Source organism: Micromonospora haikouensis (assembly GCF_000876225.1).
Classification (GTDB): Bacteria; Actinomycetota; Actinomycetes; order Mycobacteriales; family Micromonosporaceae; genus Micromonospora; species Micromonospora haikouensis.
Map to the genome: position 1 here is coordinate 281,302 of NZ_JXSX01000002.1, position 11,555 is coordinate 292,856.

The window sequence follows — 11,555 nt, forward strand, 5'->3', positions numbered from 1 at the left end:
CCATGCCCCGACAGTACGGCCGGATCACGACATGCCGCGTGGTGGCCACGGCGGTTACGGTGGACGGGTGCGTGACCCCAACGTCTCCCGAAGCGTCGCCGGCCAGCTCTCCCCGGCGCGCCGCGCCGCCGACCTGCGGCGACTGCGCGCCGAGCGGTTCGACGTCCTGGTGATCGGCGGCGGCGTCACCGGTGCCGGCGCGGCGCTGGACGCCGCCTCCCGGGGCCTGAAGGTGGCCCTCGTGGAGGCGCGCGACTTCGCCGCCGGCACCTCCAGCCGGTCCAGCAAGCTGATCCACGGCGGCCTGCGCTACCTGGAGCAGTTGGAGTTCCACCTGGTCCACGAGGCGCTCACCGAGCGGGGGCTGCTCGCCACCCGGCTCGCCCCGCACCTGGTCCGGCCGGTGCCGATCCTGGTCCCGCTGCCCGCCGGCAAGGGCGTGCGCGACCTGCCCGGCCGCACCTTCCGCCGCTCCTACTACGGCCTCGGCGTGGCCGCGTACGACGCGTTCGCCGGGCTGTTCGGGGGCGGGCGGGGGATGCCGCTGCACCGCCACCTCACCAGGGAGGGCGCGCGGCGGGTCTTCCCGAGCCTGCGGGCCGACGGCCTCGCCGGGGCGATCCGCTACTACGACGGGCAGGTCGACGACGCCCGGCTGGTGGTCACCCTGGCCCGCACCGCCGCCAGCCTGGGGGCGACGGTGGTCAGCAGCACCCGCGCCGTCGGCCTCGTCCGGCAGGCGCGCGAGGTGACCGGGGTCCGGGTCCGCGACCTGGAGGCGCCGACCGGCTCACCGGACGCCGAGTTCGAAGTACGCGCCCGCACCGTCGTCGCCGCGACCGGCGTGTGGACCGACGACATGTCGCGGATGCTCAACGACGTCGGGCTGCGCCGTGGGGTCCGGGTCCGGGCGTCGAAGGGGGTGCACCTCGTGGTGCCCCGCTCGGCGATCACCGGCGAGACGGGCCTGATCCTGCGCACCGCCACCAGCGTGTTGTTCGTCATCCCCTGGGGCGGGCACTGGATCATCGGCACCACCGACACCGACTGGCGGCTCGACCGGTCCCACCCGGCCGCCTCCGCCCGCGACATCGCCTACCTGCTGGAGCAGGTCAACACGGTGCTGGACCGGCCGCTGACCACCGACGACATCGAGGGCGTCTACGCCGGGCTACGGCCGCTGCTGGCCGGCGAGGCGGACTCCACCTCCAAGCTGTCCCGGGAACACGCGGTGGTCGAGCCCATGCTCGGGCTGCTGCTCGTCGCCGGGGGCAAGTACACGACGTACCGGGTGATGGCCTCCGACGTGGTGGACCGCGCGGCCCGCCGGCTCGGCGGGGTCCGCCCGTCCCGCACGGCCGACCTGCCGCTGCTCGGCGCCGACGGGTACGCCGCGATGTGGCGGGACCGGGCCGACCTGGCCCGCCGACACGGGGTGCCGGTCGGCGTGGTCGAGCACCTGCTGGAGCGCTACGGCACCCTCACCCTCGACCTGTTGGCGCTGGTCGACGCGGATCCGCTGCTCGCCTCCCCGCTGGCCGGCGCGCCGGAATACCTGGCGGCCGAGGTGACGTACGCGGCCCGCGCCGAGGGGGCGCTGCACCTGGAGGACGTGCTGACCCGGCGTACCCGGATCTCCTTCGAGACCGCCCACCGCGGCCTGGAGTCGGCCGAGCACACCGCCGAACTGATGGGCGCGGTGCTGGGCTGGGACGCGGCGACCCGGGCGCGTGAGGTCGCGCACTACCGGGCCCGGGTGGAGGCGGAGCGGGAGTCGCAGCTCATGCCGGACGACGCGACGGCGGACGCGGCCCGGCTCGGCGCGCCGGACGTGCGCGGCTTCGCGGCGGATCGGGGCGCCGACGGCGATCCGGTCGAACTCCCGTCGTCCCCCCGGTAGCCGAACCCTTACCGGAGGGCGGTCCACCCCTGTCCGGCCGCTCGGCCGGTACCCGACGGCACCATGATCGGGTACGTTCCGGCGCGTGATCCGCCCTTTCCGCGCGCGTTCGATCATCCCGTTGGCCGCCGGTGCCCTGCTCGTCGCGGCGCTCGCCGCCTGCTCGACGGTCGGACCGGTCCGCCGGGCCGGCACGGCGACCGCCCCGCCGCCCGACGGGTCGCCGGCATCACCGGCCGGTGGCGCGGCGGCCGGCGGGCCGGTGCGGGTCGAACTGGTGCAGAAGCACGGCCAGGACGGCCCGGTGCGGACGCTGTCCGTCCAGCCCGACGGGCGGTGGGACTGCGCCAACTGCGCCGGCGACGACGTCCGGTCGTCCGGGCAGCTCGACCCCGGGCAGACGCAGCGGCTGCGCGCGCTGCTCACCGACGAGCGGCTGGCCGCCGAGACCGACAAGGCCCGGGGCTACCGGGTGAGCTGCATCGACGCCCTGACGTCCGTGCTGGTCACCGCGCCGGGCCCGATCACGATCGAAGACTGCCCGGGGGAGGAGCGGCCACCCCTGGGGTACGAGATCCTGCTGCTGCTCACCCAGGCCACCCCGGCGGAGGCCACCGCCTGACGGTCGGGCCCAGGATCGCGTCAGAACACCTTGCCGGGGTTGAACAGCCCCGTCGGGTCGAGCGCCGCCCTGATCGCCTGGTGCACCCGCACCCCGACCGGCCCGATCTCCCGGGCCAGCCAGTCCCGCTTGAGCAGCCCCACCCCGTGCTCGCCGGTGCAGGTGCCGCCCAGCTCCAGCCCGAGCCGCATGATCTCGTCGAACGCCCGCCGGCCCCGCTCCACGCTCGCCGGGTCGGCGCGGTCGACCACGATGTTCGGGTGCAGGTTGCCGTCGCCGGCGTGCCCCACCACCCCGATCGGCACGGCGCACTCCTCGGCGATGCGGGCCACCCCGTCCAGCAGCTCGGCGAGCGCCCCGCGCGGCACCGCCACGTCGTCGATGACCAGCCCGCCGTTGCCACCCGGGTACGTGTCGGCGGCGAACTTCTCCATCGCCGGGTGGGCCAGCCGGCGGGCCTGGAGCAGTGCCGCCGCCTCCACGGCGTCGGTGGCCGCGTACACCTCGTCGGCCCCGGCGGCCTCGCACACCTCGGCGATCCGCGCCAGGTCGTCGGCGGCCCGCGAACCGGTGTCCACGGCGGCCAGCAGCAGCGCCTGCGCGTCGGTGCGCAGCCCCATCGGCTGGTACGCCTCGATGGCCCGCAGGTGGGTGCGGTCGAGCAGCTCCAGCAGGCTCGGGGTGAGGCCCTTCGCGGCGATCTGCGCCACCGCCGTGCCGGCGTCCGCCGTCGAGTCGAAGACGGCGACCAGGGTGAGCGACTCCTCCGGGGCGGGCCGCAGCGCCACGGTCACCTCCGTGATCACCCCGAGGGTGCCCTCCGAGCCGACGAAGAGCCGCGTCAGGTCGTAGCCTGCGACGCCCTTGGCGGTGCGCCGCCCGGTGCGCAGCACCTCGCCGGAGGCGAGCACCACCTCCAGGCCGAGCACGTACTCGGTGGTCACGCCGTACTTGACGCAGCACATGCCGCCCGCGTTGGTGGCGACGTTGCCGCCGATCGTGGACGACTCCCAGGAGCCCGGGTCCGGCGGGTAGTAGAGCCCCTCCCGGCGCACCGCCCCGGCCAGTGTCGCGTTCACCACACCGGGCTGGACCACGGCGATCCGGGCCACCGGGTCGATCTCCAGGATCCGGTCCATCGCCACCGTGCTCAGCACCATCGCGCCGTCCACCGCGTTCGCCGCGCCGGCCAGCCCGGTCCGCGCCCCCTGCGGCACCACGGGTACGCCGTGCCGGGCAGCCGCCCGGATCACGCCGGCCACCTGCGCGGTGTCGCGGGGGCGGACCACCACCAGCGGCGTGCCCGAGGCGCACAGGTCGGCCTCGTCCCGCTCGTGCATCCGCAGCAGGTCGGGGTCGGTCAGGACGGCGGCGTCGCCGAGGAGGGCGCGCAGGTCAGCGAGGAGGGGGGATCCGGCCATGCAGGAGAGGCTAACGGGCGGCTAGGTTGGCGGCCATGCTGTATGTGGACCGGCCCGCCTGGCCGGCGCGCGGGCGCCTCTGGTCCCACCTGATCAGTGACGTGTCCCTCGCCGAGCTGCACGTCTTCGCCGAGACGCTGGGCGTGCCCCGGCGCGCGTTCGACCGGGACCACTACGACATCCCCGCCGAGCGGTACCGGATGGCGGTGCTCCTCGGCGCGCGGGTCGTCCCGAGCCGCGACCTGGTCCGCCTCCTGCGCGCGGCGAACCTGCGCCGCCCCAAACACCTCCACGTCCCCTGATCACTCGGGCGAGGGGGCGAGGGCGGTCAGTTCGCGGGTGAGGTTGGCGTGGGCCTGAGGGGTCCAGTGGGTGTGCAGGTGGGGGTGGCGGTAGAGGGTGGGCAGGGACAGGAGCTGGTCCAGGATCCTCGCGCGGCCCCGGCGGAAGTCGCCGTCCGGCACGTGCGCGTACTCCTGCCGGACGGCGGCTGCGTAGCGGTCGTACTCCTCGGGCGTCCCCGCCAGCACGGCCAGGTCGGCGTCGCAGAGCAGCGCCCCGTCGCGGTCGTCGGCGGCGACCGCGTGCCCGGCGGTGAGCAGCACCAGCCGGCGCACCTCGGCCACCGCCGCCGCCGGCACCCCGAGCCCGCCGAGCAGCCCCTCGGCGAGGTCGGCGCTGGCCCGCTCGTTGGCGTCACCGGCGGCGCGCGGGTCGTAGACCGCGTCGTGGCACCAGGCGGCGAGGCGGACCAGGTCCGGACGGTCGGCGAAGCCGGCGTACGCGTCGACCACGTCGAGGACGGCGGTCAGGTGCCGGACGGTGTGGTAGCGGCGGTGCGGCTCCCGCCAGCGGGCCAGCAGCTTTTGCCCGGCGCGGGCCACGGCGGGGCCGTCGGGTGCGCCAGCCCCCCGGACCGCCGCCCGCCACCGGTCCACCAGGCCGGCACCCCGGTCGTCGTCCAGCGCTGTCACCCGGTCGAGTCTGCCGCAGCGGGCGAGGATTCACCGTCCCCGCCGCGGGTAGTCCCCGCCATGGCCGTGGCCCGGGACCGCCGACCCTCGCTGCTGCGGCGTGCCGGGATGCGCGACGGCGACGGCGACGTCGACGCGCCACGGATCGCGGCGGCCATGGAACAGCTGCGCCACCGGGGCAAGGCCACGCTGCACGACCGGCTGCACCGGGTGCGGATGGCGCTCGGGTTGGCCGTCCAGGCGGGGCTGGCCGCGGCGCTGGCCTGGATCGTCTCCCACGAGCTGCTGCACAACCCGCAGCCGGTCTTCGCGCCGATCTCGGCGGTCGGCACCCTCGCCGCGTCGGTCGGCCAACGGCTGCGGCGGACGGTCGAGCTGATCGTCGGGGTGGCGGTCGGGGTGTTCCTGGGCGACGTGCTGATCTATTTCCTGGGCACCGGCGGTTGGCAGCTCGGGATGGTGGTGACGGCGGCGATCCTGCTGACCATCTTCTTCGGCGCGAGCGTGGCGATCGTCATCCAGGCCGCCGCCACGGCCGTGCTGATCGTCACGCTCAGCCCGTCCACCGAGAACCTGGAGATACCGCGCTTCGTGGACGCGTTCGTCGGCGGCGGGATCGCGCTGGTGGTGACGGCGATCCTGCTGCCGCTGAACCCGCTGCGGGTGATCAACCGGGCCGCCCGGCCGGCGCTCGACCTGCTCGCCGACCAGCTCGACGTGGCCGCCGCCGCGCTGCGCGACCGCGACCGCGACAGCGCCCAACGTGCCCTGGAACGGCTCCGGGAGAACAAGGCGGAGCTGGCCACCTTCACGGAGGCGATCGAGGGCGCGAAGGAGACCAGCACCCTCTCCCCGGCCCGCTGGCACCGGCGCAGCGAGCTGACCCACTACGCCGACGCGGCCGAGCCCATCGACCGGGCGATGCGCAACAGCGGCACCCTGATCCGGCGCTCGGTCACCATGATCGAGGACGGCGAACCCGTGCCCGACCCCATGCCCGACGCGGTGGGCCACCTCGCCGAGGCGGTCCGCCTGCTCCGCCACGAGTTCGCCGTCGGGGCGGAGCCGGAGAAGGCCCGGGAACGGTCCCTACGGGCCGTCAGCGAGGCCGGCCGGGCGTACGAGCAGGGGGTCGGGTTCTCCGGCAGCGTGGTGGTCGCGCAGGTGCGGACCACCGCCAGCGACCTGCTGGTGGCCTCCGGCATCGAGCAGCAGGAGGCGAACCGGCTGGTCCGCGAGTCGTTCGGCGAGCAGGAGAAGCCGGCCCCGGAGGCGGGCGAAGGCGAGCCCGGCCCCCGGAGGTCGCCCGCCGCCCCGTCCGTCGGCTGAGCGGCCGGGGCGGGGCCGCGCTCGGCCCCGCCCGGAGTCGGTCGGCTCAGCCCAGCTCGGCGAGGGCGGCCAGCAGGCGGTCGACGTCCCGCGCCGTGCTGCCCAGGCCCAGGCTCGCCCGCAGGGCGGTCGGCGGCAGGTCCGTCCGGCCGCTGCGGGCCGCCGCCTCGGCGAGCAGCCGCCGGGCCAGCGGGTGGGCGCAGAACAGCCCGTCGCGGACCCCGACGTCGTGCCGGGCCGCCAGCTCCGCCGCCACCTCGCCCGAGTCCCGGCCGGCGACGACGAACGAGACGATGCCCACCCGGGGCGCGTCCGGCCCGAAGGTACGCAGCTCCACCACGTGCGGCAGGGCGGCCAGGCCCTGCCGGAGCCGGGCCAGCAGGGCCTGCTCCCGGGCGTGCAGCGCGTCCCGGTCGGCGTCGGCGAGGGCCGCGCAGACCGCCGCGAGGGCGACCGCGCCGAGCAGGTTGGGGGTGCCCGCCTCGTGCCGGGCCGGGCCGGCGGCCCAGCGCACCTGGTGGGTGGCGTCCCCGACGTGGCTGGTCGCGCCTCCACCCGCCAGGTACGGCGGGGCCGCGTCCAGCCAGCAGCCCCGCCCGAGCAGCACGCCCGCGCCGAACGGCGCGTACAGCTTGTGCCCGGACACGGCCAGGTAGTCCACGCCGAGCGCGGCGACGTCGACCGGCGCGTGCGGGGCGAGCTGGGCGGCGTCCACGGCGATCCGGGCGGCGTGCCGGCGGGCGACGGCGGCCAGCTCGGCCACCGGCCAGCGTTCCCCGGTCACGTTGCTGGCCCCGGTGACCGCCACCAGCACCGGCGGGCCGGCAGGGCGTGCGCCGCCCGCCGCGCCCCCGGCCCCCGGCGTCGCGTCCCGGCGCAGCTCGGTCAGCGCCGCATCCAGGGCCCGGACCGCCTCGCCGGGGCTCGCCGGCACGGGCAGCCGCACCGAGCCGCGCGGCCAGGGCAGCAGGTTGGCGTGGTGCTCCCCGGCGAACGTCACCACCGTCGTCCCGGCGGGCAGGGCGCGGGCCAGCAGGTTCAGCGCGTCCGTCGTGTTGCGGGTGAAGATCACGTGGTCGCCGGGCCGGGCGCCGAAGAAGTCGCCGACGGTCTGCCGGGCCCGCTCGTAGGCGAGGGTGCAGCGCCGCGACAGCGCGCCCGCGCCGCGGTGCACGCTGGCGTACCAGGGGAGCAGCTCGGCCACGGCGTCGGCCGCCGCCCGCGCGCACGGCGCGCTGGCCGCGTGGTCCAGGTTGGTCTGGCCCGGCACGCCGAGCACGTCGAGCGGCCGCGACGACGCCGGCGCGGTCCACGCGGGCAGCGGGGCGGGCGGGGGTACGAGGGTGACGGTCATGCCGACCTCCGGGGTCCGGGGACCCCGGGTGACGCCACCGGAGACGGGGTCCGCGCTTGCCCAGCGCCGGACGGGGCTGGGCCCGGTCATCACCCGGGGCACCCCACCGCGAACTCGACGAGGGTTGCCGGCCAGCAAGCCGGGGCTTGACGCTGGCGCTCGTGACCTGCCGACAGGATAACGGTCGGCGGATGCGCCCGGAACGGGCGGCGGGGGGTGACTACGCTGACAGAATGGCCGACACCCCACCCGGCGGCGCCCCGGTGCCGCCGTGGACCGCGCCCGACGTCCCCGCGCCGCCCGGCGGGTCCGCCCCCCGGATGCCGCTGCGTCGGCTGGGCTGGCGGCGGTTCCTGGTGCTGGCCCTGGTGGTGCTGCTGATCGCGGCGTGCGCGGTCTACATGCTCTTCGTGCTCGGCTCCAACCTCGGCGCGCAGGCGCTGCTGATCGGGGTGGTCGCCGCGATCCTGCCGGTGCCGGTGCTGGTCTCCTGCTTCCTGTGGCTCGACCGGTACGAGCCGGAGCCGCTGAAATACCTGATCTTCTGCTTCGCGTGGGGCGCGTTCGTCTCGACGGCCGCCTCGCTGACCGTGAACGAGTTCTTCGCCGCCCGCTTCGCCGACTGGGGGCTGCCGAACGCCCTCACCGGCGTGCTGGTCGCCCCGTTCATCGAGGAGCTGACGAAGGCGCTCGGGCCCATCCTGCTGCTGATCTTCCGCCGCCGCGAGTGGTCCGGGATCACCGACGGCCTGGTCTACTGCGGGCTGTCGGCGGTCGGCTTCGCCATGGTGGAGAACATCCTCTACCTGGGCGGCTACGGCTACGCCTCCGGCGTCGACGAGTACGGCCCCGCCACCGGCGCGCGGCAGGTCATCGCGATCTTCATCGTCCGGATCCTGCTGTTCGGGTTCGCGCACCCGCTGTTCACCTCGATGACCGGGGTGGGGCTCGGCATCGCCGCCCGCACGGCCGACCGGCGGGTGCGGTTCCTCGCTCCGCTCGCGGGCCTGCTGCTGGCGATGATGCTGCACGGCACCTGGAACCTGCTGCCGTCGCTGGCCCAGGCCACCGGCCAGGCCATGATCGCCCTGTACGGCTACCTCGGCGTGATGGTGCCGATCTTCTTCGCCATGGTCGGGCTGGCCATCTGGCTGCGCGGCTGGGAGGGGCGGCTGACCGAGCGCACCCTGCCCGACTACGTGCGGGCCGGCTGGCTCACCCCGCCCGAGGTGGCGTCGCTGGGCAGCCTCGGCCGGCGGCACGCGGCCCGCACCTGGGCCCGCCGGGTGGCCGGCGACGCGGGCCTCAAGGCGATGCGGGGATACCAGTTCTCGGCCACCCGGCTGGCGCTGCTGCGCGACGGGATGCGCCGGGGGCTGGACCGCCGGCCCGCCGACCAGGAACGAACGATTCGGGAGGAACGGGAGCTGCTGGACGCGCTCACCGCGTACCGGGCGTTCTTCGTCGGCCGGGACCCGCAAACCCCCGTCGGCAGCTGGGACGGCCACCGCTACCACCTGCGGTTCCCCGACGGCTCGCAGCGCGCCGTCGACGCGCCGGACGAGCCGGTCGTGCCGATCCCCGTGGTGCTCGTCCCGCCGCCCCCGCCCCCGGTCCCGGCCCACCCGGCCGGCTACGGCCCGCCCGGCTGGCACGGCCCCCACCAGCCCCCGCCCTGGCCGCCGCGCGCGGGCTGACGGCCCGCCGGCGTGGCTGGCCGGCCCGGCGGCGGGCGCGGGCGGCGTGGCCCGGCGGCTCGGTCAGGTCGTCAGGCCCGTGAGGAAGTCGCCCATGCCCTGGGCCATCGCCATCAGGCCCCCGCCGACCGACCGGCACACCTGCGCCGCGCCGTCCGGCCGGAACGCCACGAAGTAGATCAGGAACGCGACGCCGCCCCAGAGGAACACCTTTTTCCAGAACACCGGCAGGCTCCCCTCCCCAGGGTGCTGGACGTGCCTGGCGTTCCCTTCGCGGACGGCCGCAAACGAAGCAGCCCCCGCCAGGCCGCGCACGGTGCGCCCGGGGGGAGGAGTGTCAGGATGGGGCCCTGCTATGCAGAAAGCGTTAGCAGGGGCCCTTCCTTACAGGTAGAGGCCGGTGGAGCCGGTGGTCTCCGCCTCGACGCGTTCGGCGGCCACGGCGTGCACGTCCCGCTCGCGCAGCAGCACGTACCCCCGGCCGTGCAGCTCGACCTCGGAGCGGTCGTCGGGGTCGAAGAGGACCCGGTCGCCGGAGACGATCGAGCGGACGTGGGGGCCCACGCCGACGGCGGTGGCCCAGGCGAGGCGCTTGCCGACGGCGGCGGTCGCCGGGATCACGATGCCGGCGGTGGAGCGGCGCTCACCCTCGCTCCCCTCCAACCGCACCAGCACCCGGTCGTGCAGCAGGCGGATCGGCAGGCCGGCGTCGAGGTTCTCATCGGCGGTCACGACGGAACGGTACCGCGTCCCCGCGGACCGGTCCGCTGGTGGTTACGGGGTTGCGGGCCGGGGCAATGTTGGCGCAACCGCCCTAGGCTGGGGCGGTCGGACGTATCCTGTCCCCCCTGTCGTCTGGGCGGGCGGGTTCTGCTGCGGGAGGTGCGCTTGAGCCGCTTCGAGCGGGTACGGGGACGGCTGCGCCGCGCGTACGAGTCGGGACGGGACGCGGTGCGGCAGGCCCGCGCCGACCCGACCGGGCGGGCCGACGTGACGGGCCGCCGGGCGCTGCCCGGCAGCATCGACGCGTCGGCCGAGGCCGGGGTGGCCTCGCCCCGATCGCCGGGGCCGGTGGCACCGCCGTCGGCGATCGTGGTCGGTGCCGAGCCGCCCGCCGCGCTGCACAACTCCACCTCCAGCCGCGACGACGCCGACGTGCCGCACGCGCTGCGCATCGCGGCCGCCTGGTCGTGGCGGCTGATCGTCATCGGCGTCGTGTTCTGGGCGCTGCTGAAGATCGTCGCCACCGTCAGCATCGTGATCATCCCGCTGGCCATCGCCATGCTGCTCTCGGCGCTGCTCGCGCCGGCCGTGGGCTGGCTGCTGCGGGCGCGCTTCCCCCGCTCGCTGGCGACGGCGGTGGTGCTGGTCGGCGGCCTGGCCGCCGTGGTCGGCACGTTGACGCTGGTGGTCAACGAGTTCATCAAGGGCGTGCCGGAGCTGAGCAAGAAGTCCTCCGAGGGCGTCCGGCAGATCCAGGACTGGCTCAAGACCGGCCCGCTGCACCTGTCGGACAGCCAGCTCGACCGGTACATCGAGGAGGCCCAGTCCTGGATCAACAACAACACCGAGCGGTTCACCAGCGGGGCGGTCTCCACGGCGGCGACCCTGGCCGAGGTGCTCACCGGCATCGTGCTGGTGCTCTTCGCCACGTTCTTCTTCCTGCGTGACGGCAGCCGGATCTGGCGGTTCCTGGTGCGGCTGCTGCCGGTGGCGGCCCGGTGGAAGGTCGACGACGCCGGCCGGGCGTCCTGGGAGACGCTGGGCGCCTACGTGCGGGCCACGGTGCTGGTCGCGTTCATCGACGCGGTCGGCATCGGCACGTTCCTTGTCGTCTTCGACATCCCGTTCGCGTTCCCGCTGGCGGCGCTGGTCTTCCTGGGGGCGTTCATCCCGATCGTCGGGGCCGCGCTCTCCGGCGGGGTCGCGGTGCTGGTGGCGCTGGTCGACAGCGGCCCGGTCACCGCCCTGATCATCCTCGGCGTGGTGATCGGCGTGCAGCAGGTCGAGGGGCACGTGCTCCAGCCGCTGATCATGGGCCGGGCGGTGGCCATCCACCCGCTCGCGGTGATCATCGGCATCGCGGCGGGCGTGGTGCTCGCCGGGATCACCGGCGCGCTGGTCTCGGTGCCGCTGATCGCGGTGCTCAACACGGCCGTCCGCCGGCTCGCCGCGCGTACGGTGCCGGACACCCCGCCCGACGCCGTGGTGGTCGCCTCGCAGGCGCCCTGACCGGCCGGCGGGCAGACCGCCGACCG

11 protein-coding genes and 1 riboswitch are annotated in these 11,555 nt (G+C 75.7%); of the genes, 6 read left to right on the forward strand and 5 right to left on the reverse strand.

All coding sequences use genetic code 11. The features are described from left to right. Positions 1-31 precede the first annotated feature (31 nt). Both TK50_RS17805 and TK50_RS17810 read left to right on the forward strand, forming a co-directional pair. Positions 32-1,900, forward strand: a complete 1,869-nt coding sequence (locus TK50_RS17805; RefSeq protein ID WP_043965180.1) for a glycerol-3-phosphate dehydrogenase/oxidase — start codon at positions 32-34, stop codon at positions 1,898-1,900. 85 nt (positions 1,901-1,985) lie between these two features. Further along, positions 1,986-2,522: a hypothetical protein gene (locus tag TK50_RS17810; RefSeq protein ID WP_043965181.1), complete on the forward strand. Its 537-nt coding sequence runs from the start codon at positions 1,986-1,988 to the stop codon at positions 2,520-2,522. Positions 2,523-2,542: 20 nt separating this feature from the next. Here the strand turns inward: TK50_RS17810 and TK50_RS17815 are convergent, their stop codons facing one another. After that, complete coding sequence (locus TK50_RS17815; RefSeq protein WP_043965182.1) at positions 2,543-3,943, reverse strand: FAD-binding oxidoreductase; 1,401 nt, start codon at positions 3,941-3,943, stop codon at positions 2,543-2,545. A 35-nt stretch (positions 3,944-3,978) separates the two neighbouring features. On the opposite strand from TK50_RS17815, the gene TK50_RS17820 reads away from it, so the two are divergent. Beyond that, positions 3,979-4,245, forward strand: a complete 267-nt coding sequence (locus TK50_RS17820; RefSeq protein WP_043965183.1) for a DUF4031 domain-containing protein — start codon at positions 3,979-3,981, stop codon at positions 4,243-4,245. On the opposite strand, the gene TK50_RS17825 is transcribed toward TK50_RS17820, so the two are convergent. Beyond that, positions 4,246-4,917 carry an HD domain-containing protein gene (locus TK50_RS17825; RefSeq protein WP_241774050.1) on the reverse strand — a complete coding sequence of 224 codons (672 nt, stop codon included), beginning with the start codon at positions 4,915-4,917 and terminating at the stop codon, positions 4,246-4,248. A gap of 108 nt (positions 4,918-5,025) precedes the next feature. Here TK50_RS17825 and TK50_RS17830 point away from each other — a divergent pair, with 108 nt between their 5' ends. Next, a complete protein-coding gene (locus tag TK50_RS17830; RefSeq protein ID WP_144420353.1) occupies positions 5,026-6,246 on the forward strand; it encodes an FUSC family protein in 1,221 nt (406 codons plus the stop codon). Positions 6,247-6,292: 46 nt separating this feature from the next. Here TK50_RS17830 and TK50_RS17835 read toward each other — a convergent pair whose 3' ends face one another. Further along, positions 6,293-7,600, reverse strand: a complete 1,308-nt coding sequence (locus TK50_RS17835; RefSeq protein ID WP_043966454.1) for an aminotransferase class V-fold PLP-dependent enzyme — start codon at positions 7,598-7,600, stop codon at positions 6,293-6,295. 47 nt (positions 7,601-7,647) lie between these two features. Further along, positions 7,648-7,767, reverse strand: a riboswitch (SAM riboswitch). 66 nt (positions 7,768-7,833) lie between these two features. On the opposite strand from TK50_RS17835, the gene TK50_RS17840 reads away from it, so the two are divergent. After that, on the forward strand, positions 7,834-9,297 hold the full coding sequence (locus tag TK50_RS17840; RefSeq protein WP_158499184.1) for a PrsW family intramembrane metalloprotease: 1,464 nt from the start codon (positions 7,834-7,836) through the stop codon (positions 9,295-9,297). 63 nt (positions 9,298-9,360) lie between these two features. Here TK50_RS17840 and TK50_RS34440 read toward each other — a convergent pair whose 3' ends face one another. Both TK50_RS34440 and TK50_RS17850 read right to left on the reverse strand, forming a co-directional pair. Next, a complete protein-coding gene (locus TK50_RS34440; protein ID WP_176734729.1) occupies positions 9,361-9,522 on the reverse strand; it encodes a hypothetical protein in 162 nt (53 codons plus the stop codon). 159 nt (positions 9,523-9,681) lie between these two features. Further along, positions 9,682-10,029 (reverse strand): GroES family chaperonin, encoded by a 348-nt coding sequence (locus TK50_RS17850; protein ID WP_043965186.1) that lies wholly within the window; start codon positions 10,027-10,029, stop codon positions 9,682-9,684. An 87-nt stretch (positions 10,030-10,116) separates the two neighbouring features. Here TK50_RS17850 and TK50_RS17855 point away from each other — a divergent pair, with 87 nt between their 5' ends. Further along, positions 10,117-11,529, forward strand: a complete 1,413-nt coding sequence (locus tag TK50_RS17855; RefSeq protein ID WP_374199648.1) for an AI-2E family transporter — start codon at positions 10,117-10,119, stop codon at positions 11,527-11,529. Positions 11,530-11,555 lie beyond the last annotated feature (26 nt).